Genomic DNA, 2888 nt, shown 5'->3' with positions numbered 1-2888 from the left:
GGCTTCGGCGGAGACGACGTCATCAACGGCGGCGGCCTGCTCGATGGCGGCGATGGCGACGACCAGTTGTCCTCGATGGGCAACTTCATTCAGGGACCGACCACGATGCTGGGCGGCGCCGGCGACGACACCATGAACAGCAGCGTCCACGGGGACCTCATGATCGGCGGCGAGGGCTCCGATTCCTTCATCGGCGGCGACGGCGCAGACGAAATCGTCGGGGATTTCAACGACCGCTGGATGAACGGCGACAACGGAAACGACATCCTTCGGGTCTCCGGGCAGACGTCCGGGGACGACCTGGTCCTCAGCGTCTCCGGGGGTGCGGGAACGGACCTCGTCGATTTCAGCGGCGCGACCGCCTTCCTGACGGTCGACCTGGGCTACCAGTATCAACAGCAGACCGGGGCTGGTTCCGTCTCGATATCAGGGATCGAGAATGCCGTCGCGAGCGAGGCGGGGTCGCGCATCACCGGGACGACCGGGGCCAACCGGCTTGAAGGCCGGTCCGGGGCCGACATCCTCTCCGGCGCAGAGGGCGCAGACGTGCTGCTCGGAGAGAGCGGCTCCGACACGCTGAACGGCGGACTCGGAAACGACACCCTTGACGGCGGGACGGGCGTCGACAAGGCGGTCTTCAGCGGCAATCGCGCGGCCTATACGATCAGCACCGCGGCCGGCGTCACCACCGTGACCGGACCGGACGGGACCGACCGCCTGACCAATATCGAGCGTCTCGAGTTCGCCGACGGCCTGTTCGACATCACCGGCGCGCCGACCGATTCGGGCATCGAGGGGACGACAGGCGACGACCTCCTCGTCGGCACGGCGGACGACGATACGATCACCGGCCTCGACGGCGACGACACAATCAGCGGCGGGGCCGGCGACGACACGATCACCGGCGGCCGCGGCAACGACAGGGTCGACGGCGGTTCCGGCGACGACGTCCTGGTCGTCTCCGGCGCCATCTCTGACTACCGCCTGCTGATGCAGGGCGACGATTTCATCCTCAAGGGCCCCGACGGGGGCGACTGGCTGACCGGGGTCGAGAGCGTCCGTTTCGCCGACGGGCGGGTGCTGGAGCTGAACCGGATGTACGGGCCCGGCGTCGATAGCGGGGCCTGGGCCGACGGGCGAATTCCGGAAGCCCTGCTCTCGGGCGGATCGACCGATGGGAACCAGCCGCTCGTGCTGCCGGGAGTGGATGATGATCCGGCATGGAACGGCAAGGGCCACGGCGAGCCGCTGATCCTGCCAGACCTGGACGACGCCGCGCCGCCGCTGTTCCAGAACCTCGAGGCCCGTCTCGCCCTTGCCGGGGACGGGATGCTCACTCTGGACGAACAGGGCGGCCTTGCCGGCGAACCGGGTCTCCGCCACGACGACTGGATGTAACAGCCGCTTGGCGGCGGCGCGTGAGGCTGGTCTAATCCGCCTATGTCCCAACGCCCCGCCCTGCTGATCATGCAGCGCCACCTGGCGCCGCTGACGCCGTTCCTCGAGAGCCAGTACGACGTCTACCGTTTCTGGGAGGGGCCGCCGCGGGAGGCCGGGCCGGACATACAGGCGCTGGTGGTGGCCGGGGAATTCCCGCTCGACAAGTCCCTGATCGAGAGCCTGCCGAACCTGAAGCTGATCGCCTGTTTCACCTCGGGCTATGACAGGATTGATGTTCCATGGTGCCGGGCGCGCGGTCTGGCGGTGACCCATGCGCCGGGGGTCAATCACGAGGATGTGGCGGACCACGCCCTCGGCCTGATCCTCGCCGCGCGGCGCCAGATCGCGGCCGGCGACCGGGCGCTGCGGGCCGGCGGCTGGACGGCCGAGTCGAAGCTGATCACCCCCTCGCTGAAGGATCAGCGCCTCGGCGTGGTCGGGCTGGGGGCCATCGGCGAGGCCGTGGCGCGGCGGGCCGAGGCGCTGCGGATGACGGTGCGCTGGTGGGGCCCCCGCGAGAAGGACGCCGCCTGGCCGCGGGCGGGGTCGCTGCTGGAGCTGGCGCGGGACAGCGACATCCTGGTGGTGGCCTGCAAGGCCGACGACGGCAACATCGGCCTGATCTCGCGCGAGGTCATCGAGGCGCTGGGGCCGCAGGGGCTGCTGGTCAATGTGGCGCGCGGCCAGCTGGTCGACGAGGCCGCCCTGATCGCGGCGCTGAAGGACGGGCGGTTGGGCCAGGCGGCGCTGGACGTGTTCGAGGACGAGCCGACCGAGGCCGGGCGCTGGGCCGACGTGCCCAACACCGTGCTGACGCCGCACACCGGCGGGGCCACGACCGAGGCGGTGCAGGGCATGCTGATGCTGCTGATGCAGAACCTGCAGGCGGCCTTCGCCGGCGAGCCGCTGAAGACCCCGGTTCCGGAAAGCGGGGGTTAGGGTCCGGGGTGTGGGGTGTTGGGTTTGGGGTGTGGGGGGATGGTTGAGGGCGGCTCCCGGGAGTAGTCCAGATCCCTGAACCCCACATCCCAAACCCCAAACCCCACACCCTGCACCCTAGTCCATGTCGGGGAAGGGCATGGGCTCGGGCTGGGGCGTCGGCGCCGGCATGGCCGGCGGGCGCTGAACGGGCGGCCGGGGCCGTTCGTCGTCGGACAGGACGCCGTCGCCGTTCACGTCCATGCGGTTGAACATCCGCTCGGCCCCGGCGGTCAGCTCCTCGCGCGAGATGCGGCCGTCGTTGCTGGAGTCCGACTGGGCGATCATCCGGCGCAGGCGGCCGCCGCCCATGGCCGCGGCCGGGCCGCTGCTGAGGACGGCCAGCTCCTGGCCGGTGACGGCGGCGTCCTGGTCGGCGTCGAGGCGGTCGAAAATCCGGTCGGCCCAGGCCGGGACCTCGGTCAGGGCCGCGGGCGGACCCATGCCGCGCCCCATGCCGCCGCCCTGAC

General features: G+C 70.7%; 3 protein-coding genes. 2 read left to right on the top strand and 1 reads right to left on the bottom strand.

The genetic code is table 11. The features are described 5' to 3' along the window. Positions 1 to 1398, top strand: a 1398-nt coding sequence (locus RDU12_RS14515; protein WP_308685336.1) for a calcium-binding protein, incomplete at its 5' end; no start/stop codon positions are given. A 42-nt stretch (positions 1399 to 1440) separates the two neighbouring features. After that, positions 1441 to 2379, top strand: coding sequence for a 2-hydroxyacid dehydrogenase (locus tag RDU12_RS14510; RefSeq protein WP_308685334.1), 939 nt, complete (start codon positions 1441 to 1443; stop codon positions 2377 to 2379). Between the two features lie 117 nt (positions 2380 to 2496). Here RDU12_RS14510 and RDU12_RS14505 read toward each other — a convergent pair. Next, positions 2497 to 2888, bottom strand: a 392-nt coding sequence (locus RDU12_RS14505) for an EF-hand domain-containing protein (protein WP_374990230.1), incomplete at its 5' end; no start/stop codon positions are given.

Origin of the sequence: Brevundimonas sp. (assembly GCF_031082345.1) — a bacterium.
Taxonomy (GTDB): domain Bacteria; phylum Pseudomonadota; class Alphaproteobacteria; order Caulobacterales; family Caulobacteraceae; genus Brevundimonas.
Note: the sequence above shows the minus strand (reverse complement) of the source record. Positions and strands in the feature narration are given on the sequence as shown.